Annotated in this window: 21 protein-coding genes; 10 read left to right on the top strand and 11 right to left on the bottom strand. The window is 51.8% G+C overall.

The window, feature by feature from the left end; all coding sequences use genetic code 11:
* Nucleotides 1-35 precede the first annotated feature (35 nt).
* A complete protein-coding gene (locus ACTHTK_RS03550) occupies nt 36-848 on the top strand; it encodes a phosphatidylserine decarboxylase (protein WP_440378365.1) in 813 nt (270 codons plus the stop codon).
* Between the two features lie 84 nt (nt 849-932).
* Here the strand turns inward: ACTHTK_RS03550 and znuD are convergent, their stop codons facing one another.
* The 3 genes from znuD to ACTHTK_RS03535 all read right to left on the bottom strand — a co-directional run bounded on the left by znuD (nt 933) and on the right by ACTHTK_RS03535 (nt 5,432).
* Nucleotides 933-3,221: a TonB-dependent zinc receptor ZnuD gene (znuD, locus tag ACTHTK_RS03545; protein WP_440378364.1), complete on the bottom strand. Its 2,289-nt coding sequence runs from the start codon at nt 3,219-3,221 to the stop codon at nt 933-935.
* 218 nt (nt 3,222-3,439) lie between these two features.
* The gene (locus ACTHTK_RS03540; RefSeq protein WP_107723621.1) at nt 3,440-3,922 is read right to left on the bottom strand and encodes a cupin domain-containing protein; all 483 of its coding nucleotides are present in this window, start codon (nt 3,920-3,922) and stop codon (nt 3,440-3,442) included.
* Between the two features lie 100 nt (nt 3,923-4,022).
* Nucleotides 4,023-5,432, bottom strand: a complete 1,410-nt coding sequence (locus tag ACTHTK_RS03535; protein ID WP_440378363.1) for a leucyl aminopeptidase — start codon at nt 5,430-5,432, stop codon at nt 4,023-4,025.
* Between the two features lie 157 nt (nt 5,433-5,589).
* Here ACTHTK_RS03535 and lptF point away from each other — a divergent pair, with 157 nt between their 5' ends.
* The 4 genes from lptF (at nt 5,590) to hflX (ending at nt 10,317) form a co-directional block, all read left to right on the top strand.
* On the top strand, nt 5,590-6,705 hold the full coding sequence (gene lptF / locus ACTHTK_RS03530; RefSeq protein ID WP_003686055.1) for an LPS export ABC transporter permease LptF: 1,116 nt from the start codon (nt 5,590-5,592) through the stop codon (nt 6,703-6,705).
* The gene (gene lptG, locus ACTHTK_RS03525) at nt 6,702-7,772 is read left to right on the top strand and encodes an LPS export ABC transporter permease LptG (RefSeq protein WP_070645464.1); all 1,071 of its coding nucleotides are present in this window, start codon (nt 6,702-6,704) and stop codon (nt 7,770-7,772) included. The genes lptF and lptG overlap by 4 nt, the downstream gene beginning before the upstream one ends.
* A 119-nt stretch (nt 7,773-7,891) precedes the next feature.
* Nucleotides 7,892-9,112 carry a glycosyltransferase gene (locus tag ACTHTK_RS03520; RefSeq protein ID WP_308881545.1) on the top strand — a complete coding sequence of 407 codons (1,221 nt, stop codon included), beginning with the start codon at nt 7,892-7,894 and terminating at the stop codon, nt 9,110-9,112.
* Between the two features lie 44 nt (nt 9,113-9,156).
* Nucleotides 9,157-10,317, top strand: a complete 1,161-nt coding sequence (gene hflX / locus ACTHTK_RS03515) for a GTPase HflX (RefSeq protein ID WP_308881544.1) — start codon at nt 9,157-9,159, stop codon at nt 10,315-10,317.
* Between the two features lie 68 nt (nt 10,318-10,385).
* Here the strand turns inward: hflX and ACTHTK_RS03510 are convergent, their stop codons facing one another.
* Nucleotides 10,386-10,511, bottom strand: coding sequence for a hypothetical protein (locus tag ACTHTK_RS03510; RefSeq protein WP_003678791.1), 126 nt, complete (start codon nt 10,509-10,511; stop codon nt 10,386-10,388).
* 361 nt (nt 10,512-10,872) lie between these two features.
* Between ACTHTK_RS03510 and ACTHTK_RS03505 the strand changes: the two genes are divergently transcribed.
* Together ACTHTK_RS03505 and ACTHTK_RS03500 are read left to right on the top strand one after the other, a co-directional pair.
* Complete coding sequence (locus ACTHTK_RS03505) at nt 10,873-13,359, top strand: heavy metal translocating P-type ATPase (protein WP_440378384.1); 2,487 nt, start codon at nt 10,873-10,875, stop codon at nt 13,357-13,359.
* Nucleotides 13,360-13,396: 37 nt separating this feature from the next.
* Nucleotides 13,397-13,837: a DNA polymerase III subunit chi gene (locus tag ACTHTK_RS03500; protein ID WP_440378362.1), complete on the top strand. Its 441-nt coding sequence runs from the start codon at nt 13,397-13,399 to the stop codon at nt 13,835-13,837.
* Between the two features lie 87 nt (nt 13,838-13,924).
* Here the strand turns inward: ACTHTK_RS03500 and ACTHTK_RS03495 are convergent, their stop codons facing one another.
* The 3 genes from ACTHTK_RS03495 to rph form a co-directional block, all read right to left on the bottom strand.
* A complete protein-coding gene (locus tag ACTHTK_RS03495; RefSeq protein ID WP_440378361.1) occupies nt 13,925-14,575 on the bottom strand; it encodes a hypothetical protein in 651 nt (216 codons plus the stop codon).
* A 335-nt stretch (nt 14,576-14,910) separates the two neighbouring features.
* Nucleotides 14,911-16,131 carry an aspartate kinase gene (locus tag ACTHTK_RS03490; RefSeq protein WP_440378360.1) on the bottom strand — a complete coding sequence of 407 codons (1,221 nt, stop codon included), beginning with the start codon at nt 16,129-16,131 and terminating at the stop codon, nt 14,911-14,913.
* A 171-nt stretch (nt 16,132-16,302) separates the two neighbouring features.
* Nucleotides 16,303-17,031: a ribonuclease PH gene (gene rph / locus ACTHTK_RS03485; RefSeq protein ID WP_440378359.1), complete on the bottom strand. Its 729-nt coding sequence runs from the start codon at nt 17,029-17,031 to the stop codon at nt 16,303-16,305.
* 137 nt (nt 17,032-17,168) lie between these two features.
* Here rph and ACTHTK_RS03480 point away from each other — a divergent pair, with 137 nt between their 5' ends.
* Nucleotides 17,169-18,056 (top strand): YicC/YloC family endoribonuclease, encoded by an 888-nt coding sequence (locus ACTHTK_RS03480; protein WP_440378358.1) that lies wholly within the window; start codon nt 17,169-17,171, stop codon nt 18,054-18,056.
* 204 nt (nt 18,057-18,260) lie between these two features.
* A complete protein-coding gene (locus tag ACTHTK_RS03475) occupies nt 18,261-19,217 on the top strand; it encodes a bile acid:sodium symporter family protein (RefSeq protein WP_440378357.1) in 957 nt (318 codons plus the stop codon).
* Between the two features lie 68 nt (nt 19,218-19,285).
* Here ACTHTK_RS03475 and ACTHTK_RS03470 read toward each other — a convergent pair whose 3' ends face one another.
* Complete coding sequence (locus tag ACTHTK_RS03470) at nt 19,286-19,831, bottom strand: TIGR00645 family protein (protein ID WP_440378356.1); 546 nt, start codon at nt 19,829-19,831, stop codon at nt 19,286-19,288.
* A gap of 195 nt (nt 19,832-20,026) precedes the next feature.
* Here ACTHTK_RS03470 and ACTHTK_RS03465 point away from each other — a divergent pair, with 195 nt between their 5' ends.
* Nucleotides 20,027-20,797: a sulfite exporter TauE/SafE family protein gene (locus ACTHTK_RS03465; RefSeq protein ID WP_107723677.1), complete on the top strand. Its 771-nt coding sequence runs from the start codon at nt 20,027-20,029 to the stop codon at nt 20,795-20,797.
* Nucleotides 20,798-20,846: 49 nt separating this feature from the next.
* Here the strand turns inward: ACTHTK_RS03465 and ACTHTK_RS03460 are convergent, their stop codons facing one another.
* From ACTHTK_RS03460 to ACTHTK_RS03450, 3 genes are all read right to left on the bottom strand, one after another.
* The gene (locus tag ACTHTK_RS03460) at nt 20,847-22,442 is read right to left on the bottom strand and encodes a peptide chain release factor 3 (RefSeq protein ID WP_440378355.1); all 1,596 of its coding nucleotides are present in this window, start codon (nt 22,440-22,442) and stop codon (nt 20,847-20,849) included.
* Between the two features lie 213 nt (nt 22,443-22,655).
* Nucleotides 22,656-23,798 (bottom strand): NADH-dependent flavin oxidoreductase, encoded by a 1,143-nt coding sequence (locus ACTHTK_RS03455; RefSeq protein WP_440378354.1) that lies wholly within the window; start codon nt 23,796-23,798, stop codon nt 22,656-22,658.
* A 118-nt stretch (nt 23,799-23,916) separates the two neighbouring features.
* The gene (locus ACTHTK_RS03450) at nt 23,917-24,981 is read right to left on the bottom strand and encodes a 2,3-butanediol dehydrogenase (protein ID WP_440378353.1); all 1,065 of its coding nucleotides are present in this window, start codon (nt 24,979-24,981) and stop codon (nt 23,917-23,919) included.
* Between the last annotated feature and the right edge of the window lie 48 nt (nt 24,982-25,029).

Raw genomic sequence — 25,029 nt, 5'->3', positions numbered from 1 at the left:
CGGCAATTTTGAAATTATTAAATGAAGGATAAGTGATGAACCGTTTGTATCCCCACCCGATTATCGCCCGTGAGGGCTGGCCGATTATCGGCGGCGGTTTGGCTTTGAGCCTGCTGGTATCGATGTGCTGCGGCTGGTGGTCTTTGCCGTTTTGGGTGTTTACCGTATTTGCCCTGCAGTTTTTCCGCGACCCTGCGCGTGAGATTCCGCAAAACCCTGAAGCGGTGTTGAGCCCGGTTGACGGCCGTATCGTGGTGGTCGAGCGCGCACGCGATCCGTATCGTGATGTCGATGCTTTGAAAATCAGTATTTTTATGAACGTGTTCAACGTGCATTCGCAAAAATCGCCTGCCGATTGTACGGTAACGAAAGTGGTTTATAACAAAGGCAAATTCGTGAATGCGGATTTGGACAAAGCCAGCACGGAAAACGAACGTAACGCGGTGTTGGCGACTACGGCTTCAGGTCGTGAAATTACTTTTGTTCAAGTGGCCGGTTTGGTGGCGCGCCGTATTTTGTGCTACACCCAAGCCGGTGCAAAACTGTCCCGTGGCGAACGCTATGGCTTTATCCGCTTTGGTTCGCGCGTGGATATGTATCTGCCTGTCGATGCGCAGGCGCAAGTGGCGATTGGCGATAAAGTCACCGGCGTCAGCACTGTATTGGCGCGTTTGCCGCTGACTGCGCCGCAAACTGAATCTGAGCCTAAAGCCGCAGCTCCTCAAGTTGCGCCAGCTCTACAAGCAGCCCCGGCTGAAACAGTAGCAAGCCAATCTACCGAACAGCAGCAAATCGAAGCGGCGGCGGCTAAGATTCAAGCGGCTGCGCAAGATGTGTTGAAAGATTAATAGTCAGTTTTAAATGATTGGTTAAAACAAGAAAAAGGTTTTCAGACGGCCGTCTGAAAACCTTTTTTGTTTGCCTGTCCGATTTTAAAACTTCACGTTCACGCCGCCGGTAAAGCTGCGCCCCATTTGCGGCGTATCAGAGAGGAAGCTGCTGTGGGCGTAAACGGATTGGTTGAGCAGGTTGTCGGCTTTGACGTACCAATTCCACTCGCCATAGCGCGTATTGCGGCGGTAGTTTGCACCAAGGTTGAGCATATGGTGTCCGGGCGTACGCGTTTCGTAGCGGGCGAGTTTGTTTTGGGCGAACACGCGGTAGTAGTCCAAATTGGCATCGATACGGTCGGTCAACGAGGCTTTCAGGTGGAAGCCGAGGCGCGCAGCCGGAACACGGGGCGCGTTTTGGTCGTCCTGTGCGATGAAAGGACGGTTGCCGTAGGCATCTTCCCTGCCGGGTAGGGATGGCAGGTTTTTCAGACGGCCTCGTACATAGTCGCCGGAAAGTCCGATGCGGTAGCGCGGCGTGGGCTTGAAGTAAATTTCGCCTTCCGCGCCGTAGAAGTCGGCGCCGGATTGGTTATAGCGTACGAGCTTCATTTCGCTGTTGTCTTCGATGGATTTGGGGCCGCGCCCGTCGTTTAAGGTTTGGGCATAGATGTAGTTGCCGAAGCGGTTGCGGTAGAGTGCCAGATTGTACTGCCAGCGGTCGCCTTCGTAGCCCAGCGCGAGTTCGATGTTGTTGGAACGCTCTTTGTTGAGGTGTTTGTTGCCGACTTCAAAGGTATTGGTGGCAACGTGTTTGCCGTGTGCGTACAGCTCTTGCGTTGACGGCAGGCGTTCCTGATGGGAGGCGGTCAGGCTGAGTTTGTGGTGTGGCGTGAAATACCAGTTGCCCGAAAGTGCGAACGAGCGGGCGGTTTGGCGGTGCGCGCCGAGGTCGGGCAGGGGCTGGTTGTAGTAGTTTTCCCGATCAATCAGGGCTTTGTCGTACTGGATGGAGGCTTTTTGTTTTTCCACGCGTACGCCGCCTTCAAGCGAGAAGTTGTCCCAGTTTGCCTGTTCTACACCGAAAAAGCTGTAATGGCGGACATTGTTGTCAATCAACATCGGTTGTTGGACGGTTTCGGGAATGGCGGAGAGCGCGCTGGATTTTTGTCCCAAATATTGCACGCCCCAGCTGCCTTTCAGACGGCCTATGGGTTGGTGGCGCAACTCGATACGGGCGTTGTGTGTTTTGTTGTTGAAGAAGTTTTCTACTGCATCGCCTGCTTTTTCGTCGTGGTGGTAGTCGTTGCGGTTCAGGTGTACGCGCAGGGCTTCAAAACCGGGGAATGGCTGCTTCCATTCGGCGCGGATTTCGTAGCGTTTGTTGCGCAGGTCTATCCACGGTTTGCCGTTGTGGGCATGGGCGTGTGCATTATCGTCGTCGTGGAAGCCGCAGCTCAAACCCGGATTATCGTAATCGACGTCTTCTTCGGTCAGCAGGTGTGGATAAAGCTGCAAATAGCGTTTGTTAATCAAGCTTTTTTGCCAGATGATGTCGGCGTGGCAGTCGTCGTAGAGGTGGCTGTGGGCAGGCAGGCCGTAGCGGTCGCGACGGTCGCTGTACGCCACGCCGAGGAAACCTTTCTCACCCACCCAAGACAGGCCGATGCTGCCGGTTTTTGAATCGGCATGGCTGTCGGGCAGTCGTTTCAGACGGCCTTCTTCTTTTTGATAGCGCGGTACGGCGTAATCGCCCGATCTGCGGTACAAGCCTTCGGTATGCAGCACGAAGTGGTTGCCCAAACCGATATTGATGCCTGCGGACGTCAGTTTTTCCAAATTGCCGCTGCTCAAACGCAATCCGGCTTCGCCCGATACGCCGTTTTCAGGCATTTTTTCGGGGATTTTTCCGTCGGCAACATCGACCAACCCCGCCACATTGCCCGAGCTGTATAAGAGCGTAACCGGGCCGCGCAGGATTTCGACCTGTTGCGACAAGGCGCTGTCCACCATCAGGGCATGGTCTGGCGAGAAGTCCGCCATGTCGCCCGTTTCGCCGTGATGGTTCAACACTTTAATCCGTCTGCCTGTTTGACCGCGAATAACGGGAGCGGATGCGCCGCCGCCGTATTGCGAGGCATGAATGCCCGGTACGCCGTCCAAAGCATCGCCCAAGTTGACGGCTTTTTGGCGCAAGGTATCGCCGCTGATGATTTTGTCGGAGGCGGTTGAAGTGTGCAGCAGCCCCGAAGTCGCGCGCGGACGGCTTTTGCCGACGACGGTAACCTCGTCCAAGTCCACCGACTGATCGGTTTCATGCGCTTGGGAAAGGATGGGGGTGCTGATTAAAAGAATAGATAAAACAATGGGTTTGAGTGTGGTTTGTGTCATTTTAGTTTCTCATCATATTTCGAAAGGCTGTTATTATATAACATTTCATTGTTTATATGATAAGATTTTTGAGAAAAAAGGCCGTCTGAAAACGAAGCGTGGTTTTCAGACGGCCTTTAGCTTGTATGTAGGTTTAAATGAAAACGGAACAATCTCTCTGCTGCCTGGTTTGGGTAAGGCAGAAAGTCATGGCAGATGGTTTGCTTTCATTGAAAGTATTACTTGGTTTCGGCGGCTTTAGCGCCAGCGGTCTCGGCAATCAGATCAAGGAATACCAACGGCTTTTTGCCGATATTTTTCAAAGCATGGGACTGGCCGGGGCGGGCGATGGTAATGTCGCCGGCGCCGACTTCGGTTTGTTTGCCTTCGCTATCGGTAAACAGGCCTTTGCCGGATACGATGATGTAAACGTCTTCATTGCCGGTATGTTTGTGTTGCCCAATGGAGGCGCCCGGCGGTAATGTGAGCCAGCCGATTTCTTTGAATGCGTCTTGGTCGGCGGTTTGATGGCGCGTGAAGGCAAAGCTGCCGAGCAAGGGGCCTTGGCCTCCGGCTGCGTTTTCGCGGTTCCATTCAGCTAAGTCGGCTTTTTTGTACACTTGGATGCTGCGGTCGGTGGGAGTGGTTTGTTCGGCAGCTTGAGCGCTTATGGATGTGCCGAGCAGAAGGGCGACAGATAATGCGGCAAATAGTGGTTTCATGGTGGTTCTCCGTTTGTCAGGTTGAGTCAGATAATGCGGATTCCGTTTTCAGACGGCCTGCAGGGTTGAAACGATTAACCCCGCAGGCTTCCCCCAAGATTTATTTCACATTGCGCAGATAGTTCAGCAATAAAGGAACAGGACGGCCGGTCGCGCCTTTTTCACCGCCGGATTTCCATGCTGTACCTGCGATGTCGAGGTGTGCCCATGGATAGTCTTCGGTAAAGTAAGACAGGAATGTTGCGGCGGTAATCGTGCCTGCACCCGGCGTGCCGATGTTTGGAATGTCGGCAAAGTTGGATTTGAGTTGGTCTTTGTAGGTCTCAAAGAGCGGCAGTTGCCATGCTTTGTCGTCCACGTTGCGGGAAGCGGCCAGCAGGCTGTCGACCAAATCTTGATTGTTGCCCATCACGCCGCTGACGTCATGACCCAGGGCGATGATGCACGCACCGGTCAGGGTGGCGACGTCGATAACGGCTTTGGGTTTGAATTGTTCGGCGTAAGTGAGCGCGTCACACAAAATCAGACGGCCTTCGGCATCGGTGTTCAACACTTCGATGGTCAAGCCTTTCATGCTTTTTACGACGTCGCCCGGTTTGTTGGCTGCGCCGGAAGGCATGTTTTCACAAGTGGCGACGATGGCAATCAGGTTGATCGGCAGTTGCAGTTTGACGGCGGCGCAGAAGGTACTGATGACGGTTGCCGCGCCGCACATATCGAACTTCATTTCGTCCATGTTCAGACCGGGTTTGAGGGAGATGCCGCCGGTGTCGAAGGTAATGCCTTTGCCGACCAATACCACAGGTGCGGCTTCTTTGTCGGCTGCACCGAAATAGCTCAGTTCAACCAAATATGGGTCTTCGACGCTGCCTTTTGCGACAGACCAGAACGAACCCATGTTTTCTTTGATGTAGTCTTTTTCAATAATTTTGGCGTGTGCGCCCAGTTTTTCGGCTTCGGCTTTGGCGGTACGCGCGAGGAATTCAGGCGTGCATTCGTTCGGTGCGGCATTGCCCAAATCGCGGCAGAGGCTTTGTCCGTAAACTTGCGCTTCGGCAACGCGCAGGGCTTCTTTGACGGCGGCTTCGTGCGCGCTGTGGAACACGGCTTCTGCAAATTTAGCCGGTTTGGCTTCTTTTTTGTAGCGGTCGAAACGGTAGGCGGTATTGCCGAACGCAATCGCAAACGCTTCGGCAACGGCTGCCGCTTGCGCTTCTTCAAAGGCATAAACGTCCACATTGACCGTTTCTTGATTTTGCGCCCATTTGGCGGCTTCGGCTGCAGCTTTGTTCAATGCGGTGCGGTCGGTTTTTTCGAGGCGGGTGACGGCAATGGCTTGCAAACCGTTGTCCGTCGGGATTTTGGTGTTGGCGAAATTTTGACCTTCTTCAAGGGAGGCGAAGAGGGCGAGGGCAGTCGGGTTGCTCAGTTGCGATGCTTCGGCGCAGACAAATAATTGCGCACCTGTCTGTTGAGCCTGCAAAGTTTCGGCTTTTGTGCTAAATTTCACGTTTATTCTCCTGATTGGAACGGTTGTCGGTTGTTCAGACGGCTTGTGACCAACCGTCCGAACAGATGAAAATCATTGTACTCCATTTGTGTCATGCCGTCTGAAGCCTTATTAATAAATATAGGTTTCCCATAAACCGTATACCACGCTCAATCTTATGATTTACCAAAGAAACTTTATTAAAGAACTTTCCTTTACCGCCGTCGGCATCTTTGTCGTCCTCTTGGCGGTATTGGTGTCCACGCAGGCCATCAACCTGCTTGGCCGCGCAGCCGACGGGCGTGTCGCCATCGATGCCGTGTTGGCCTTAGTCGGCTTCTGGGTAATCGGCATGACACCGCTTTTGCTGGTGTTGACCGCATTTATCAGTACGTTGACCGTATTGACCCGCTACTGGCGCGACAGCGAGATGTCGGTTTGGCTTTCCTGCGGATTGGCATTGAAACAATGGATACGCCCGGTCATGCAGTTTGCCGTGCCGTTTGCCATCCTGATTGCCGTCATGCAGCTTTGGGTGATGCCGTGGGCAGAGTTGCGTAGCCGCGAATATGCCGAAATTTTGAAGCAGAAGCAGGAGTTGTCTTTGGTGGAAGCCGGCGAGTTCAATAACTTGGGCAAGCGCAACGGCAGGGTTTATTTTGTCGAGACCTTCGATACCGAATCCGGCATCATGAAAAACCTCTTCCTGCGCGAGCAGGATAAAAACGGCAACGACAACATCGTTTTTGCCAAAGAGGGCAATTTTTCGCTGACCGACAACAAACGCACGCTTGAATTGCGCGACGGCTACCGTTACAGCGGTACGCCCGGCAAAGCCGATTACAACCGCGTTTCTTTTCAACATCTCAGCCTGATTATCAGCACTACGCCCAAACTTATCGACCCTGTTTCACATCGCCGTACCATTCCGACCGCCCAACTGATTGGCAGCAGCAATCCCCAACATCAAGCGGAATTGATGTGGCGTATTTCCTTGACCGTCAGCGTTTTGTTGTTGTGTCTGCTTGCCGTGCCGCTTTCTTATTTCAATCCGCGCAGCGGCCATACCTACAATATCTTGATTGCCATCGGTTTGTTTTTGGTTTACCAAAACGGGCTGACCTTCCTGCGCAATGCTGTGGAAGACGGCAAAATCCATTTTTGGCTCGGACTGCTGCCTATGCACATCATCATGTTTGTGATTGCCGTCGTCCTGCTACGCGTGCGCAGTATGCCCAGCCAACCCTTCTGGCAGGCGGTTGCCAAAAGTCTGACATTGAAAGGCGGAAAATGAACCTGATTTCACGTTACATCATCCGTCAAATGGCGGTTATGGCGGTTTACGCCCTCCTTGCCTTCCTCGCTTTGTACAGCTTTTTTGAAATCATCAACGAAGTCGGCGATCTTGGAAAAGGCAGCTATAACGGCGCAAAATTGGGGCAGTATGTTTTAATGCAGATGCCTGCGCGCGCATATGAACTGATGCCGCTTGCCGTTTTGATCGGCGGCCTGATTTCCCTCAGCCAACTGGCTTCCGGCAGCGAGCTGACCGTTATCAAAGCCAGCGGCATGAGCACCAAAAAGCTGCTGTTGATTCTGTCGCAGTTTGGTTTGATTTTCGCCATTGCCACCGTTGCACTTGGCGAATGGGTTGCGCCCACGCTGAGCCAAAAAGCCGAAAACATCAAAGCCGCGGCCATCAACGGCAAAATCAGTACCGGCAATACCGGCCTTTGGCTGAAAGAAAAAAACAGCATCATCAACGTGCGCGAAATGTTGCCCGACCATACGCTTTTGGGCATCAAAATTTGGCAGCGCAACGATAAAAACGAACTGACCCAAGCGGCGGAAGCAGAATCAGCCGTTTTGAATCCAGACGGCAGCTGGCAGCTGAAAAATATCCGCCGCAGCATATTGGGCGAAGATAAAGTCGAAGTTTCTACTGCCACTGAAGAAAACTGGCCGATTTCCGTCAAACGCAACCTGATGGATGTATTGCTCGTCAAGCCCGACCAAATGTCTGTCGGCGAATTGACCACCTACATCGACCATCTGGAAAAAAACAACCAAAATACCCAAGTCTATGCCATCGCATGGTGGCGCAAGCTGGTATATCCCGTTGCCGCATGGGTGATGGCGCTTGTTGCCTTCGCCTTTACCCCGCAAACCACACGCCACGGCAATATGGGCTTGAAACTTTTCGGCGGTATCTGTCTCGGTTTGCTGTTCCACTTTGCCGGACGGCTCTTCGGCTTTACCAGCCAGTTGTACGGCGTGCCGCCGTTTTTGGCAGGCGCATTGCCGACGGTTTTGTTTGCACTGTTGGCGGTGTATCTGATACGCCGTCAGGAAAAAAGATAAGGCAAAATAAACTTCAGGCCGTCTGAAAGGCAATCTTCAGACGGCCTGAGTATTTTGTGTGCAAAAAACAAAATGCTAAAGTAAAATAATACCTTTCCAAACCAATGCGGCTATTGAAAATGTCCCAAACCATCTGCTTGAATATGATTGTCAAAAACGAAGCGGCAATCATCGAAGAAACACTGGCCAACATCACTGACCACATCAAACTTGACTACTACGTCATCAGCGACACCGGCTCGACCGATGATACCGTCGGCGTGATCCGCCGCTTTTTCGATGCAAAGGGCATCGCAGGCGAGATTCATCATGATGGTTGGCAAAATTTTGCATACAACCGCAATCAGGCGTTGAAACACGCAAAAGGCAAAACCGATTACGTGTTGATTTTTGATGCAGACGACCGCTTTGAAGGCAAATTGGAATTACCCGAACTGACCGTCGACCGTTACCGCCTCCGCATGAGAAATGCCATGGGCAGCGTGGTTTATTACCGTCCGCTGTTGTTGCGCAATGACGGTACATTCTACTGGCGCGGCGTGTTGCACGAATTTATCGAAACCGATAAACAAGATACCAGCGAAGCCACGCTTCATGGTGACTATACGGTTCTCAGTGGCCGTTTCGGCGCACGCAGCAATATGGCGAACAAATACCTGCTTGACGCGGTTTCTTTGGAAAAAGCGTTTTACAGCCCTGAAGATGAAGACCTGAAACCGCGTTACGCCTTTTATGCGGCGCGTTCTTATTGGGACTCTGATATGCCCGAGCGTGCGAGCGAATGGTTTAAAAAACGCATCGAGTTGGGCGGTTGGATCGAGGAAGTGTCGGTTTCTTACCAACAGCTGGGCGAGTGCTACAAATTAATGGGCAAACGCGATGAAGCCTTGGCGACTTGGTTGGCAGGCTACGATTACAACCCGCGCCGTGCCGAATGTCTCTACCTTGCGCAAACCATGTTGCGCCAGGAAGGGAAATACCGCATTTCCCATGCGATCGGTCTGATGGCGAAACGTATCCCGTTCCCAAAAGACGATATTCTTTTTGTCCAAAGCAATGTTTATCAGTTGGACATCGACTATGAATTGTCGGTTACCGCTTATGCGGCCGGCGATTTGCGTCAAGGCTATGAGTCTTGCCGACACTTGCTCTTGCTGAATGTACGCGAGGAATTGACCACGGTGACCATGCAAAATATGTGGCTCTACCGCGAACACGCGCAAACCGAAACGCGCGAAGTATTGGAGCAGCTGGTGGCCGTCATGCAGCCTTATGCCGTACAAGGCGGACGTTTGGCAGAAGTGACCGAATATTTTGCCGATATTTTGAAAAACCGTTAATCAGGACTTTGCCCCGGCCATAAGGCCGTCTGAAAGGAAATTTTTTGAGCAAGCGCAATCTGTTTTCCGTCGATAAATCTTTGGAAAAGCCCGAACGCGTCCTCTTGGTCGGCGTGATGTTGACGGCGGACTATTCCGGCGCAAACGAAACGCGCGAGCGCGGCTTTCAGACGGCTTTGACCGAAGCGGCAGAATTGGTGAGCGCGGCCGGCGGCGATTTGGTTTCTATCGAAACTTCACGCCGCGATAAACCGCATCCGGCTTTATTTGTTGGTACGGGTAAGGCGGAAGAATTGGCGGCAGTGGTCAAACAGTATGATGTCGGGCTGGTTGTGTTCAACCACGAACTCACGCCGACACAAGAGCGTAATCTGGAAAAAGAGCTTCAATGCCGCGTCCTCGACAGAGTGGGTTTGATTTTGGCGATTTTTGCCAAACGCGCCCAATCGCAGGAAGGTAAGTTGCAGGTGGAGCTGGCTCAGCTGAACCATTTGAGCGGACGGCTGGTGCGCGGTTATGGACATTTACAAAGCCAAAAGGGCGGTATCGGCTTGAAAGGGCCGGGCGAAACCCAGTTGGAAACCGACCGTCGTTTAATCGGACAAAAAATCACAGCATTGAAAAAACAGCTTGCCGATGTCCGCAAACAACGCGCCACACGCCGCAAATCGCGCATGAGCGGCCGTCTGAAAACCTTTGCCATTGTCGGCTATACCAATGCCGGAAAATCCAGCCTGTTCAACCGCTTGACCAAAGCGGACGTATTGGCGAAAGACCAGTTGTTCGCCACTTTGGATACCACTGCGCGTCGGCTTTTCCTGTCGCATGAGGCGAGCGTGATTTTGACCGATACCGTCGGCTTCGTCCGCGATTTGCCGCACAAGCTGGTGTCGGCGTTTTCCGCTACCTTGGAAGAGACAGCGATGGCGGATGTGCTGCTGCACGTTGTTGATGCGTCCAATCCCGATTTTGAACGGCAGATGGATGATGTCAACGAAGTCTTGGAAGAAATCGGCGCGCATGAAATTCCGCAATTGGTGGTGTACAACAAAATCGATTTGCTGCCGTCGGGTATGCGTGAAGCAGGCATTTTGCGCGACAACTCCGGGCAGGCCGTCGGCGTGAATGTTTCCGTTGCCGAAAGTTTGGGCTTGGACGGTTTGCGCGAAGCGATGATTGAATTGGCCGTACAGCCAAGTGCTTGATAGTATGGAATGAAACAAGGCCGTCTGAATATTCAGACGGCCTTACCGTAAAATTCTAAATCTGAGGATTATGCCGACAGAGGGCTTTTCTTTTTAAACACGCTTTCGTAAAGCATCCAAGCGGCGAGGCTCAGGTATACGGTGCTGGACAAAATGCCGATAACGGCGAAGATAGGCATAAGGCGATCAATCATGGTGAGGTTTCCCAATAAGTTAGTTTTATAAGTAAATGTGTGTTTTTTTATTTCCGTCTTCGCGGAATGCCTAAAGTATGCTGCTTAAGTGGGCTGAGGTCAACAAAGAATGTATCGGAATTTTTAAAAAAGTTCCATTTTTACATTAAAATAATTGGAAGTTTTTAAAGATAAACGGTATTTATATGTTACCGTTCATCGGTTGATGAACGGTCAATACTTTGTTTCCCATATTTTTTACAAAGTCCGACAGTCTGTTAATTCAAAATTGAATGAAAAGAGGCGGAAAAACGCTTTTTGCTAAAATGTAACACCCTGGGACGGTTGTTTCAGGCCGTCTGAAAAATAAATCGAACACATGATGACATCTTCCACACATCCCCAAAAAAACTGCTTCCATTGCGGACTTGAAGTCCCGGATCATCTGCATTTGACGGTTCGTTTTGAAGACGAAGAACACGAAACCTGTTGCGCCGGTTGCCAAGCGGTGGCGCAGAGTATTATTGATGCCGGTTTGGGCAATTATTACAAACAGCGTACTGCAGATGCGGAAAAATCTGAATTGCCGCCACTGGAAGTGTTGTCGCAATTAAAGCTGTACGATTTGCCCGAAGTGCAGGCTGATTTTGTCGAGGTCGGCGCAGGGGATGAGCGCGAGGCGGTGTTGATGCTGGGCGGCATTACCTGCGCCGCGTGTGTGTGGCTGATTGAGCAACAGTTGTTGCGCATGAAGGGCGTGGTGCGCGTGGATTTGAATTACAGTACCCACCGCTGCCGCGTGGTGTGGGACAGCGCCCATATCGAATTGTCGGATATTTTGCTGAAAATCCGCCAAACCGGTTATACCGCCGCGCCTTATGATGCGCAAAAAATCGAAGTGCAGGCGCAGAAAGAGCGCAAACAGTTTATCGTCAGATTGGCCGTAGCCGGCTTGGGTATGATGCAGACGATGATGTTTGCCCTGCCGACTTATTTTTACGGCGGCGACATCGAGCCGCTTTATTTGGAAATCCTGCATTGGGGCGGCTTTTTGATGGTGTTGCCCGTTGTGTTTTATAGCGCGTTGCCGTTTTACCGCGGCGCATGGCGTGACTGGAAAAACCGCCGTGTCGGCATGGATACGCCGATTGCCATTGCCATTGTGATGACCTTTATCGCCGGTATTTACAGCTTGGTCACCAACGCAGGGCAGGGCATGTATTTTGAATCCATTGCCATGCTGCTGTTTTTCCTGTTGGGCGGGCGTTTTATGGAGCAGATTGCCCGACGAAAAGCAGGCGATGCGGCGGAGCGGTTGGTCAAACTGGTTCCGGCATTCTGCCACCGTTTGCCGTCTTATCCTGAAAGCGATGCCATCGAGGAAGCTGCAGTCGTCCGCCTCAATATCGGCGATACGATTGTTGTGAAGCCTGGCGAAGTCATTCCGGTGGACGGTACGGTTTTATCCGGCGAGAGTGAAGTGAACGAAGCCATGTTGACCGGCGAAAGTCTGCCCATCGTGAAAAGGCCGTCTGAAAAAGTAACCGCCGGCACGCTCAACACCAGCAGCCCTTTAATCATCCGCACCGACCATACCGGCGGCAACACGCGCCTGTCCCATATCGTCAAACTGCTCGACCGTGCGCTGGCGCAAAAACCGCGTGCCGCCGAGTTGGCCGAAAAATACGCGTCCAGTTTCGTGTTTGGTGAACTCTTGCTTGCGGTTCCTGTTTTTATCGGCTGGGCTTGGTATGCCGATGCGCACACTGCCTTGTGGATTACCGTTGCCCTGCTGGTCATTACCTGCCCGTGCGCCTTGTCGCTCGCGACTCCGACTGCACTGGCCGCTTCGACCGGTGCGCTTGCCAAAGACGGCATTCTCATCAGCGGCAAACAAAGCCTGGAAACGCTTGCCCAAATTGACGATGTCGTGTTCGACAAAACCGGTACGCTGACCAAAGGGCAGCTTTCCGTCAGCCGTATGTTGTCCGCAGGCCGTCTGAACGAAGCTCAAGCCCTTGCTATCGCCCAAGCATTGGAGCAGCAATCCGAACACCCCATCGCCCGTGCCATTTTGAACCATACGCTTTCAGACGGCCCTGTATCCGCGCTTGATGTGAAAGTACAGCAACGGGTCAACCGTATCGGACACGGTGTCAGCGCACAAATCGAATTGGATGGCGAAACCCAAGTTTGGGCTTTGGGCAAAGCGGCGTTTGTTTCGGAAATCGCCGGTAATCTGCCTGAAACATTTGCCCATATCGACCACACAGGCAGCATTATTTTCTTGGGCAATCAAAGCGGTTTTCAGACGGCCTTTTTGCTGGAAGACCAAATCAAAGACAGCGCCGCTGAAATGTTGCAAAACCTGAAACAACACGGCATCCGTCTGCACCTTTTAAGCGGTGACCGTCAAGCTGCCGTAGTCCAAGTTGCGCAAGAGCTGGGTTTGGATGCCTATCGTGCCGAAGCCACGCCGGAAGACAAGCTGGCTTATGTAGAAAATCTGCAAAAACAAGGACGTAAAGTCATGATGATCGGCGACGGGATCAATGATGCCCCCGTCCTTGCCCAAGCCGATGTGTCGGCTGCCGTGGCCACGAGTGCTGATGTGGCGCGAGATGGTGCGGATGTGGTTTTACTCAATGATGATTTGAACGTTTTGCCCGTGATGATGGAACAGGCACACCGTACCCATCAAATCATCCGCCAAAACCTGACTTGGGCGAGCGCATACAATCTGGTTGCCGTTCCGCTGGCCGTGTTTGGTTACGTTACCCCGTGGATCGCCGCGCTCGGCATGAGTTTCAGCTCGCTGCTGGTGTTGGGCAATGCCTTGAGATTGTTGAAAACCAAAAAGGCCGTCTGAAAACAGTAAATCCATTGCCTAAACGAAAGAATACGCCATGCCTAAAGCCACTTTTTATACACACGTTGCCCAGCCGGCCGCCTTTGCCTGCCGCTTGATTGCACGCGCCATATGCGATGGCGGGCAGATTTTGGTGTGGTCGGATTCTGCTGCGGCAGTACAGCAACTCGACGTTGATTTGTGGCAGCAGATTCCCGAAAGCTTTATTCCGCATGAAGTCTGGTTGCCTATCGACCCCATGCCGTCTGAAACGCCGGTATTGCTTGCGTTTGGAAACGCATTGCCGAATATTCCGCAGGATCGCACGGTTTTAAACCTGTCTGCCGATTTTTGGAGCCAAGCCCCGGCCATTCCAAACCGTATCCTTGAAATTGTCGGCAACAGCTTAGAAGATTTGGCCGAAGCCCGAGACCGTTTCCGAGCGTATCGTCAGAGTGGATTCGAGATTGAGCATTTTTCGAGAGAAGGGAAGGATTGAGTGTTGGAGATATTCAAGGCCGTCTGAATATAAACAAAGGGACATTTTGATGATGTCCCTTTCTGCTATTTATTGGAAACAATATGCTTATTGGGAATATTTCTTGCCTAAGGCTGTGGCAGCCTTTTCTACTTCTTGATTGGCTGCACGCAGGGTTTCTTGCAATTTTTGAGATTTGTCTTGGAAATCTTTGGCAAATTTGAGCGAATCTTTATCTTTGCCATCGATAGTCAACTCAGAAGAATACTTACCTGCATAAATCATCAGGTTGTTGGCAGCACTGCTGACTTGCAGTGTACGATCCATAACTGCTTTGATTTCAGGATCTTTGATATCGAGAGCAGCTGCGCTCTGATGGAATTGTTCCAGTGCGGCCGTCAGTTTGTTCATCTGCTCCAAAGCTTCTTTTTCTTTACCTTGGCTGGCCAGTTGTTGCAATTCTTGTCCCATTTTGCCGATGTTTTGTGCTTCTTCACCAGTGGTGAAATGAATGAATTTTTGTAATTCGGCAAGACCGTCTGGAGATTTTTTATCGGAAATGACGATAGGTTCGGCCAGTTTAGGATCTGCTTCCGGGAATTCGCTCAGGGCTTTTTCGTATTTGTTGGCAGAGCTAGATTCGCTTTGGGCAACTTGTTCTGCCGGTTTGTCGCTGCTGCCTTTATTACCGGAGTCGCCGCAGGCTGCCAGCAGGGAAGCGGTCAAGATTAGCATACCGAATTTGTTTAATACGTTCATATTAGGATTCCTTCTTAAGTTAGGGGAAAATTGGGGGGAATTTGTTTTTATTGATGAGCGTAGATAATTGTTTGTACTTTTGTTCTATTTTATTACAGATTTGTTTATTTTTCTCAAATTAGGTTAAGTGGTATGTTTTTGGAATTAAACGGCGAAGATGGATGGTTGTAAAATATTGAACATATAATGAAATTAACAAGGGTAATAATAAGGAAAGCTATGCTGTTTTGAGTTAAAGCAGATTTTTTTATTAAGATGTTTTTAATTAATGCGAAAGGAATAAAAAAGGCCGTCTGAAACAATAAAGTTTCAGACGGCCTTTTAACAGGCTGGAATTAGTTGCCTAAGTCGAATGCTTTATGCAGAACGCGGGTAGCCAGTTCCATGTATTTTTCGTCAATCAGGACGGATACTTTAATTTCGGAAGTTGAAATCATTTGAATGTTGATGCCTTCTTCTGCGAGGGTGCGGAAAATTTTGGCAGCCACGCCGACGTGTGAACGCATGCCCAAGCCGACTGCGGAGACTTTGCATACGGTGTCATCGCCGTCGATGTAGGCTGCGCCGATGCTGTCTTGACGTTGTTGCAGGATTTCGATGGTTTGTTTGTAGTCGCTGCGCGGTACGGTGAAGGAGAAGTCGGTTGTGCCTTCGCTACCGACATTTTGGATGATCATGTCGACTTCGATGTTGGCATCGGCAACTGCGCCGAGGATTTGGTAGGCAACGCCGGGTTTGTCAGGTACGCCGCGTACGTTGATGCGTGCTTGGTTTTTGTCGAATGCGATACCGGTTACGGCTGCTCTTTCCATGTTGTCGTCCTCTTCAAAGGTAATCAGGGTGCCGTTGCCGCCATCTTGCAGGCTGCTGAGTACGCGCAGGCGCACTTTGTATTTTCCGGCGAATTCTACGGAGCGGATTTGTAAAACTTTTGAGCCGAGGCTGGCCAATTCGATCATTTCTTCGAATGTGATCGTGTCCATGCGGCGTGCTTCGGGTACGACGCGCGGGTCTGTGGTGTAAACTCCGTCTACGTCGGTGTAAATTTGGCATTCGTCGGCTTTGAGGGCGGCGGCAAGTGCAACGGCGGAGGTGTCGGAGCCGCCGCGGCCGAGGGTTGAGATATTGCCTTCGCTGCTGATGCCTTGGAAACCGGCTACGATAACGACTTTGCCCTCGGCGAGATCGGCACGCATTTTTTCGTCATCGATGCTTTCGATGCGGGCTTTGGTGTGGGAAGTGTCGGTTTTGAGGGCAACCTGCCAGCCGGTGTAGCTTTTGGCGTCAACGCCGATGTCTTTCAGGGCCATGGCCAGCAGGCCGATGGTTACTTGTTCGCCGGTGGCAAGGACGACGTCCAGCTCGCGCGGATCGGGATGTTCTTGCATTTCGTGCGCCAGGGCGACCAGTCGGTTGGTTTCGCCGCTCATGGCGGATACGACGACTACGATGTCGTGTCCTTCGGCGCGGGCTTTGGCGACACGTTTGGCTACGTTTTTGATGCGTTCGGGCGAGCCTACTGATGTGCCGCCGTATTTATGTACGATTAACGCCATGTTTCGTGCTTTCTTGTGGGGTTTGTCGGGCAGCTTGGTTTGCTGGAAAAAGGGTTATTATTACTATTTTTTACATGAAATTCAAGGATGGGACGCGCTTTTTTGAGTAAATGCGCATAAATGGACGGGGTTAAAAAAGGCCGTCTGAAATCTTTCAGACGGCCTTGCTGCTTATCGGGACAAAAGGGCGGCTTTTTGGTGTTGGACCAATTCGGCAATGCCTTTATGCGCGAGGGCAATGAGTTTGCCCAATTCTTCGATGCTGAACGGTGCGCCTTCGGCCGTACCTTGGATTTCGATGATTTTGCCGGATGCGGTCATGATAATGTTGACGTCGCTGTCGCAGCCTGAGTCTTCGGGATAGTCTAAGTCCAAAAGCGGTACACCACCCACCACGCCGGCGGAAACGGCAGCAACGGCTTCACGGATCGGGCTTTCGCTGATAAGGCCGTCTGAAAGCAGTTTGTCCACGGCGATTTGCAGGGCAACGTAGGCACCGGTAATGGAGGCGGTACGCGTGCCTCCGTCGGCTTGGATGACGTCGCAGTCAATCAGGATTTGGCGTTCGCCGAGTTTTTCCATATCGACGACGGCACGCAGCGAGCGGCCGATCAGACGTTGGATTTCTTGTGTGCGGCCGGACTGTTTGCCCGCGGCGGCCTCACGGCGCATACGGGAAGCAGTGGAAGCCGGCAACATGCCGTATTCGGCCGTCACCCAGCCTTGCTCTTTGCCGCGCAGGAACGGTGGGACATTTTCGTCGATGGAGGCAGTGCAAATCACTTTTGTGTTGCCGCACTCGATGAGGCAGGAACCGTCGGCGTGGGGAAGAAAGTTTGGGGTAATTTTGATGTTGCGCAGGCTGTCGGCGGCGCGGCCGGTGCGTGTGTAGTCGCTCATGATGGTCCTTTGGGGGAATAAAAAACAGGTTACCTTGAATTATAGAGGAATTTGGCACCAAAGGCCGTCTGAAAATCGGCGGTCGGGTGTGTTATAGTATCCGTACTTTCACTCGTATTTGGAAACGGAGTAAAACCATGGCTACAAGACGAACTATTCAAATCCACAGCATGACCGGCTTTGCCAATGCCGCAGGCGAATGCGGCGGCAAACGGATTAATTTGGAAATCCGCGCGGTCAACCATCGTTATTTGGATGTCCAATTCCGTATGCCGGAAGAGTTGCGCTATTTGGAAGGCGCATTGCGCGAACAGATTGCCGCGGCTGTGACGCGCGGTAAATTGGAGTGTCGTGTTCAGCTGCAAGATGCGTCTTCTGGCGGGCAGACTTTGGAAGTTAATCAGGATTTGGTTGCCCAACTGGCGCATTTGAACAAAACTTGGCGCAAGGAACACAATTTCGGCAAGCTGAGCGTGGCCGACGTTTTGCGTTTCCCCGGCGTTTTGGCAGGTCAGAGCGAAGACTCCGAGGCCTTGGCGAAAGGTGTCAAAGATTTATTGACCAGCGCTTTGAAAGAGTTCACAGCTGCCCGCAAACGTGAAGGCAAAAAACTGGGCGAGCACCTGCTGCAACGTCTGGACGGCATGGAAGAGATTGTGGACGCTTTGAACGAATTGTTCCCAAGCCTTTTGCAGGCGCATATGGACAAAGTCAAAACCCGTTTGGCAGAAGCCGTTGGCAATATCGATAATGACCGCTTGCAACAGGAATTTGCTTTGTTCATCCAAAAATCCGATGTGGATGAGGAATTCAGCCGTTTGCGCACCCATATCGCCGAAGTGCGCCGCATCGTTACCGAAGGCAAGGGCAGCGTAGGCAAACGTTTGGATTTCCTGATGCAGGAGCTCAACCGCGAAGCCAACACTTTGGGCAGCAAGGCCATCGCCGCCGAATGCACGCAAGCGTCGGTTGAACTGAAAGTCTTAATCGAACAAATGCGCGAACAGGTTCAAAATATCGAATAAATCGATAACGAACGGATAAAACAAGGCCGTCTGAAAGTTTTCAGACGGCCTTTGTGTCGATACGGGGCGGAATAGGTTTAGTTTGTTTTTAAACATTATTGGAGGCAGGTTTCCTGTTTCGTGACCGTCATTGCGCACAAGAGTTAACATGTGTTAAATTATGGCAATTATTGTCATGATAAGAACATACAAAGGAGTAAAAACATGAACTTTCTGACCGCAGTCAGTCGGCAAATGACCCGCTTCACCGCCCTGATTATCGTCCTTGCCTCCATCATCGCCTTTATTGAACCTGCTACGTTTTCATGGGTAAAAGGTGATACGCAAGTCGTCGTACTCGGCATCATTATGCTCGGTATGGGCATGACTTTAGGCAAAGAAGATTATCAAATTCTGGCGCAACGTCCGCTCGATATTTTTATCGGCGCCATCGCCCAATACACGATTATGCCCCTGCTCGCCATCGGCATTGCCAGAGCCTTTGACCTTTCGCCCGGATTGACACTGGGTTTGGTTTTGGTCGGTACTTGTCCGGGCGGTGTTTCTTCCAATATCATGAGTTTTTTGGCTAAAGGCGATGTTGCCTTTTCGGTCGGCATGACCACGGTCTCCACCGTCCTCGCGCCTGTGATGACGCCGTTGTGGATGACTTATTTGGTCGGACAAACCGTCGAAATGGACGGCTGGGGTATGTTCAAATTTATGCTGCTCGTTACCCTGTTGCCTGTCGTTATCGGTTCTGTCGCCAATATCTTGCTGCATAAAAAACATTGGTTTGAAGACGTGCGCGCGATTATGCCTGCCGTTGCCGTTGTCGCGTTTGCCTGCATCGTTGGCGGCGTTGCTGCCGTTCACGGCCACCGTTTCGCCGAATCCGCCTTCGTGATGGTACTTGCCATCGCTGCCCACAACATCGGTGGCTACATCCTCGGCTATTACAGCGGCGCACTGACCGGCATGAACACCGCCAAAAAACGCACCCTTGCCATCGAAGTCGGCGTACAAAATGCCGGACTTGCCACCGGTTTGAGTGCTAAATTTTTCCCTGGTAATGCCGAGTCTGCCGTTGCCGTTGCCGCTGCCGTTGCCTGCGTTTGGCACTCTGTGTCAGGAACGGTTTTGGGTAACTTGTTTGCCTGGTGGGACAAGCGTAAGCAATAAGCTGTAAACATTGCCAGATAATAAAAGGCCGTCTGAAACACTTCAGACAGCCTTTTGATTGTCTTTTATCAATGCGCTTTATGCGTCGTGCTATACACGATTTTGTCCGTTAAAGCCATGGCAAGCGCGGAAATCAGGAAACAGATGTGGGTAATACATTGCCACATGATTTGTTTTTCCGACAGGTTGGCGGCGTTGAGGAAGGTTTGCAGCAGATGGATGGAGGAAATGCTGATGATGGACATCGACAGCTTAACCTTTAAAACCGAAGCATTGACATGACTGAGCCATTCGGGCTGGTCGGGATGTTCGTCAACATGGAGGCGGGAAACGAAGGTCTCGTAGCCGCCGACAATGACCATGGTCAACAGGTTGGCAATCATCACGACATCAATCAGGTTCAATACAGCGATCATGATGGTGTTTTCATCCATGATGCTGAAATTGGATACCAAGTGCCACAAGGATTTGAGGAACTTACAGGCATAAATGACTTGGGCGATAATCAAGCCTATATAAATCGGCAGTTGCAGCCAGCGGCTGGCGAAAATGAAATGCGCGAAGATGCCCATTCTGTCGTGGGCTGTGCGTTTGGTCAGGGTGGAATGTTCCATAGAATGTGTTGTGTGCAGGAAAGATAAGGGGCGGCATTTTAATGGAAAAATTTTTAAGCTGCAATTTGAGCGGCTGAATTGAAAAAGAAAGGCCGTCTGAAAACAGAATATGGTTTCTTGTTTTCAGACGGCCTTGTAGGTTGTCGGAATAGGCAAATACGCGCAAAATCGCTTTGCTTTTTAGAGATGGACATTATGCTTGCAGATTCGTTTTTTTATTATCTGGTATTGGTTGGCTTTGCCGCCGGGCTGATGGATGCGGCGGTTGGCGGAGGCGGACTGTTGCAGATTCCCGGATTGTTCAACCTATTGCCAAATGCTACGCCTGTGGCCTCGGTGATGGGTGTCAATAAATTTGCTTCCTGCTGCGGCACGTTGACCGCGACGGGGCAATATCTGCGCCGAATCCCCGTACCGTGGAAAATGCTGCTGCCTGCCGCGGCGTTGGCATTTGCCGCTTCATATTTGGGCGCGAAAACGGTGGTGTATTTCCCTGTGCAATACATGAAACCGGCAATGTTGGTCATCATGATTGCCATGTGTCTGTACACTTTTTTGAAAAAAGACTTGGGGCAGACGGTGCGCACTGAAAAGCTGACACGCCGCGAAACTTTATGGGGCTTATTTTTCGGCGCGTTAATCGGGTTTTACGACGGCGTGTTCGGGCCGGGAACGGGCAGCCTGCTGGCTTTTGTGTTCGTCCGCTTTTACGGCTACGATTTTCTGGCGGCGAACGCCTCGGCAAAGGTCATCAATTCGACCACCAATCTTGCCGCGTTGAAGTTTTTTATTCCGCAAGGCCATGTTGTGTGGGCATGGGCGATACCGTTGGCAGCGGCGAACTTGTGCGGCGGCGTGGTCGGCGCGCGCTTGGCAATGCGCGGCGGAACCAAACTGCTGCGTTACGGATTTATGTTGCTGCTGTGTCTAACCATTGGAAAGTTTGCTTGGGATTTATTGGGTTGATATCGAATGAAAAAAAGGCCGTCTGGAAGTTTCAGACGGCCTTTTTGTTTTACAGTTTAACCGAATGCTCGCGCGTTTCGTGGAACATGATGTCCGGCCAGCGTTCTTGCGTCAGATTCAGGTTGACGCGGTTAGGCGCGAGGTAGGCGAGGTTGCCGCCAGCGTCTATCGACAGATTGCCTGCATTGGCTTTTTCAAATTCTGCCAGCTTTTTCTTGTCTTCGCACGATACCCAGCGCGCCGACCAGATGGATGCGCTGTCGAACACGGCTTCCACGCCGTATTCGTTAGCGAGCCGCGAGGTAACGACTTCAAACTGCAACACGCCGACCGCGCCCAAAATCAAATCTGCGCCGCTCATCGGTTTGAACACCTGTACCGCGCCTTCTTCGCCAAGCTGTTGCAAACCTTTTTGCAGTTGCTTGATTTTCAGAGGGTTTTTGATGCGGACGCTGCGGAACAGTTCGGGCGCGAAGAATGGGATGCCGGTAAACGCCAGTTGTTCGCCTTCGGAGAAGCTGTCGCCGATTTGGATGTTGCCGTGGTTCGGGATACCGATGATGTCTCCGGCGTAGGCTTCCTCCACCAGCTCGCGGTCGTGCGACATGAAGGTTACCACGCTGGAGGCGGCGATTTCGCGGTTGATGCGCAGGTGTTTCATCTTCATACCGCGCTCGAATTTGCCGGAGCAGACGCGCAAAAAGGCGATGCGGTCGCGGTGTTTCGGGTCCATATTGGCTTGGATTTTAAAGATAAATCCGGAGAACTTCGGCTCGTCCGGCTCGACCATGCGTACGGTCGCATCGCGCGGTTTCGGCGCGGGCGCCCAGTCGATCAATGAATTGAGGATTTCCTGAATACCGAAGTTGTTAATCGCCGAGCCGAAGAACACGGGTGTGAGTTCGCCGGCGAGAAATTCGTCGAGATTGAACTCGTTGGAAGCCGCCTGCACCAATTCGATTTCGTCGCGCAGCTGCTGGATTTCCAACGGAAAGCGTTGTTCCAATTCAGGATTGTCGATGCCTTTGATGATGTCGAACTCGTGCGGCAGGCGTTCGCCGCCGGCTTCAAAGAGATAGATTTCATCGTTCAGGATGTGGTACACACCTTTGAAATTTTTACCCATGCCGATCGGCCAGGTTACGGGCGCGCAGCGGATTTGCAGGATGTTTTCCACTTCGTCCAGCAATTCCAAAGAATCGCGTACTTCGCGGTCGTATTTGTTCATGAACGTGACAATCGGCGTGTTGCGCAGGCGGCAGACGTTCAAGAGTTTGATGGTTTGCGCTTCCACGCCTTTTGCCGCGTCGATGACCATCAAGGCGCTGTCCACGGCGGTCAAAACGCGGTAGGTATCTTCGGAAAAGTCTTGGTGTCCCGGCGTATCCAAGAGGTTGACAGTGTGGTCTTTGTAGTCGAACTGCATTACGCTGGATGCCACGGAAATGCCGCGCTGCTTCTCGATTTCCATCCAGTCGGAAGTAGCAAATTTGCCGGTTTTCTTGCCTTTTACCGTACCCGCGCTCTGAATCGCACCTGAAAACAGCAACAGTTTTTCGGTCAGCGTGGTTTTACCCGCGTCAGGGTGGGAGATGATGGCAAACGTGCGGCGGCGGCGCACTTGGTCGAGGATTTCTTGGGACATGGTTTTCTTTGCAAAAAGTTTCAGGCCGCTTTTTCAGACGGCCTGAAGGGTATGGGTGTTGGAAAACAGGCTAAAATAAGGGCGTGTGCGACACGCCCTGCAATAGATTGAAAGATGCGGAATTGTACAAAAAAATGCTTGATAATTCAATGTTTGCACCAAACCAAAGGCCGTCTGAAAAGTTTCAGACGGCCTTGTGCTATGAATCGATGATTAAATATCCATCGGTTTCCATTCCGCGCCTTTTACCGGTGGCAGCCATGATTGCGTACCGCTGGAGGCGAATCCCCACAAGGTATCGGGGAGGCCGTAATGGTCGGCGCGTGTCGGGTCGAGTTGCGTTTCGATTTCAACTTCGCGGCCTTCGCGGATTTGCGTGGCGATGTGCGGATTAATCATCACGGTTTTGCCCAAGGCGATAAATTCTGCCCAGCCGGTTTCATAGGCGGCCAAAATTTGATCGGCGGTAAACAGGTTGCCCACGCCGATAAGCGGCAGTTTGCCGTTGATGCGTTCGTGGATAAACTGCATACGGGTTTGGGCGGTATCGCCGCCGCGACGGATTTTTTTATCAAATTCCCACAGGGAAACGTGCAGATATTGCAGCGGTTTTTGTACCAATGCGTCAATCAGTGCGCCGGTTTCGGTCATGGTTAAGCCGTCGTCGCCCGGTTCTTCGGGAGAGAAGCGGTAGCCGATAATGAAATCGTCGCGCTGGTGTTTTTCGCGGACGTCAACCACGGCATCGACAACGGCCAGCGGGAAGCGCATTCTGTTTTCCAAGCTGCCGCCCCATTGGTCGTTGCGGCGGTTGCTTTGGGCAGAGTAAAACTGTTGGATTAAATAGCCGTTCGCGCCGTGGATTTCCACGCCGTCAAAACCGGCACGAAGCGCCAAATCGGCGGCTTGCACATAAGAGGCGATGAGTGCTTCGACTTCTTCCTCCGTTGCTTCGCGTGCGTGTTCGGCTTCGTTGGCGGAAGCGCTGATTTTGTCGAGACCGTCCAAAAGGTCATCAATGGCTTTGGAACCGCCGTGATGGATTTGCAAAATCGCTTTTGCGCCTTGTTGTTGCAGGATTTGTGCGGTTTCTTTCAGGCTGCCGAGGCAGTGTTCGCCTGTGGCTTCAGGTTGGCCGTGAAAGGCTTTGCCGTCTTTTTGAACCAAAGTGGCGGCCGTGATAAACATGCCCATATTGCCTGCGCGGTTGCTGAGGAAGGTGCGCTCTTGGTCGCTGATCAAACCGTCGGCTTGTGAGCCGAAATGGGTCATGGGGGCGACGGCAAGGCGGTTTTTGATGGTTACGCCGTTATTGAGGGTGTATGTTTGAAAGAGTGGGGCGTATTTTGGATTCATGAGATTTTGCTCTTGATAAGTGAATGGTTGGCAGAGGATTGGGCCATTCGGGAATTTATCAAGTAAACAGGCCGTCTGAAAAGTTTCAGACGGCCTGTTTATTCTTTAAGCCTTAGGATTAAAGATTAGGATTGACAATGATTTTTACTGCGGATTCGTTGTTGTGGATCAAGCGCTCGAAGCCTTCGGAAATCAATTCGTCCAGTTTGATGCGTTGGGTAATGAAAGGCTCAAGGTTGATTTTGCCTTCTTCAACCAATTTGATGGTTTCGGCATGGTCGTTGCAGTAGGCGATGGTGCCGCGCACGTCCAGCTCTTTCATCACGACGCTGTGGACGTTGATGGTGGCAGGGTGGCTCCAAATGGATACGATGACGACTTTTGCAGTCGGACGGCAGGCTTCGATCATGGTGTCCAGCACTTTGTTCACGCTGGTGCATTCGAATGCGACATCTACGCCTTCGCCGTTGGTCAGTTTTTTCACTTCTTCGACGACGTCGACTTCGGACGGGTCGAGGATGTAGTCAGCCACGCCGGCTTCGCGTGCTTTGTCTTTACGTGCTTTGCTCAATTCGGTGATGATGACTTTGATACCTTTGGCTTTTAATACGGCAGCCAACAGCAAACCGATTGGGCCTGCGCCGCCAACCAATGCCACATCGCCTTCTTTCGCGCCACTGCGTACATAAGCATGGTGGCCGACAGACAGAGGCTCAATCAAAGCAGCTTGGTCCAATGGGATTTTGTCGGAAATAGGGTGTACCCAACGGCGTTTGACGGCAATTTTTTCAGACAAGCCGCCACCGCAGCCGCCCAAACCGATGAAGTTCATGTCTTTGGAGAGATGGTAGTTGCTGCCTTCGCCGGTCGGTACGTCGTCGCGGATGATGTAGGGTTCGACAACAACGTGTTGGCCGACTTTGATATCGTCCACGCCTTCGCCTACGGCATAAACCACGCCGGAGAACTCGTGCCCCATAGTTACTGGCGCTGACTCGCCGGAGATTGGGTGCGGATGGCCGCAAGGCGGAATGAAAATCGGACCTTCCATGAATTCGTGCAGGTCGGTACCGCAGATACCGCACCACGCAACATTAATGCCGACAGTACCCGGAGCTACGGTTGGCTCGGGAATGTCTTCGATGCGGATGTCGCCTTTGTTGTAAAAACGTGCTGCTTTCATTGTAACGCTCCTTTTTTAAAGTGGAGGCCGTCTGAAAAAGACGGTCAA

This window comes from Neisseria sp. P0006.S009, from assembly GCF_051962915.1.
Lineage (GTDB): Bacteria > Pseudomonadota > Gammaproteobacteria > Burkholderiales > Neisseriaceae > Neisseria > Neisseria subflava_E.
This window is presented reverse-complemented; position numbering and strand designations above follow the sequence as displayed.

Bases quoted from the DNA above. Each gene is read 5' to 3' on its own strand.
- ACTHTK_RS03550 (WP_440378365.1), top strand. From the start codon at position 36: ATGAACCGTTTGTATCCCCACCCGATTATCGCCCGTGAGGGCTGGCCG.
- znuD (WP_440378364.1), bottom strand. From the start codon at position 3,221: ATGACACAAACCACACTCAAACCCATTGTTTTATCTATTCTTTTAATC.
- ACTHTK_RS03540 (WP_107723621.1), bottom strand. From the start codon at position 3,922: ATGAAACCACTATTTGCCGCATTATCTGTCGCCCTTCTGCTCGGCACA.
- lptF (WP_003686055.1), top strand. From the start codon at position 5,590: ATGATTTACCAAAGAAACTTTATTAAAGAACTTTCCTTTACCGCCGTC.
- lptG (WP_070645464.1), top strand. From the start codon at position 6,702: ATGAACCTGATTTCACGTTACATCATCCGTCAAATGGCGGTTATGGCG.
- ACTHTK_RS03520 (WP_308881545.1), top strand. From the start codon at position 7,892: ATGTCCCAAACCATCTGCTTGAATATGATTGTCAAAAACGAAGCGGCA.
- ACTHTK_RS03510 (WP_003678791.1), bottom strand. From the start codon at position 10,511: ATGATTGATCGCCTTATGCCTATCTTCGCCGTTATCGGCATTTTGTCC.
- ACTHTK_RS03505 (WP_440378384.1), top strand. From the start codon at position 10,873: ATGACATCTTCCACACATCCCCAAAAAAACTGCTTCCATTGCGGACTT.
- ACTHTK_RS03500 (WP_440378362.1), top strand. From the start codon at position 13,397: ATGCCTAAAGCCACTTTTTATACACACGTTGCCCAGCCGGCCGCCTTT.
- ACTHTK_RS03495 (WP_440378361.1), bottom strand. From the start codon at position 14,575: ATGAACGTATTAAACAAATTCGGTATGCTAATCTTGACCGCTTCCCTG.
- ACTHTK_RS03490 (WP_440378360.1), bottom strand. From the start codon at position 16,131: ATGGCGTTAATCGTACATAAATACGGCGGCACATCAGTAGGCTCGCCC.
- rph (WP_440378359.1), bottom strand. From the start codon at position 17,031: ATGAGCGACTACACACGCACCGGCCGCGCCGCCGACAGCCTGCGCAAC.
- ACTHTK_RS03480 (WP_440378358.1), top strand. From the start codon at position 17,169: ATGGCTACAAGACGAACTATTCAAATCCACAGCATGACCGGCTTTGCC.
- ACTHTK_RS03475 (WP_440378357.1), top strand. From the start codon at position 18,261: ATGAACTTTCTGACCGCAGTCAGTCGGCAAATGACCCGCTTCACCGCC.
- ACTHTK_RS03470 (WP_440378356.1), bottom strand. From the start codon at position 19,831: ATGGAACATTCCACCCTGACCAAACGCACAGCCCACGACAGAATGGGC.
- ACTHTK_RS03465 (WP_107723677.1), top strand. From the start codon at position 20,027: ATGCTTGCAGATTCGTTTTTTTATTATCTGGTATTGGTTGGCTTTGCC.
- ACTHTK_RS03460 (WP_440378355.1), bottom strand. From the start codon at position 22,442: ATGTCCCAAGAAATCCTCGACCAAGTGCGCCGCCGCCGCACGTTTGCC.
- ACTHTK_RS03455 (WP_440378354.1), bottom strand. From the start codon at position 23,798: ATGAATCCAAAATACGCCCCACTCTTTCAAACATACACCCTCAATAAC.
- ACTHTK_RS03450 (WP_440378353.1), bottom strand. From the start codon at position 24,981: ATGAAAGCAGCACGTTTTTACAACAAAGGCGACATCCGCATCGAAGAC.